General features: G+C 42.9%; 1 protein-coding gene. It reads left to right on the plus strand.

What is annotated here, in order from left to right; translation table 11 throughout:
• On the plus strand, positions 1–139 hold a 139-nt coding region (locus AB4653_RS23910), incomplete at its 5' end, for an LrgB family protein (RefSeq protein ID WP_372105490.1).
• Positions 140–308: the final 169 nt, after the last annotated feature.

Genomic DNA, 308 nt, shown 5'->3' on the forward strand with positions numbered 1-308 from the left:
TGCTTTAGGTACTGCGACCTGTGCTGAAAAGAATCAGGAAGATGCTGCATTCAGTTCGTTGGCTCTTGTGCTTTGTGGCGTCATTACCTCGATCATCGCACCGAGTATATTTTCGCTCGTGGTTTGGTTCTATTCTTAACCTAAACGATCACTACGCGATCCAGCCCAACCAGAATGCTGTTTATTACAGTGTCTGTTTGGGCTTTTTATTCGCATTTATTTAGCAATAGCAGTCAAGTCACGGTCTTTTACGAGCACTAAGTGCGATATCAGCTGTATAAATGGCTCTTGTAATCGATTTCAAGTGT

Source organism: Vibrio sp. 10N.222.48.A3 (assembly GCF_041475345.1).
Taxonomy (GTDB): Bacteria; Pseudomonadota; Gammaproteobacteria; order Enterobacterales; family Vibrionaceae; genus Vibrio; species Vibrio tasmaniensis_A.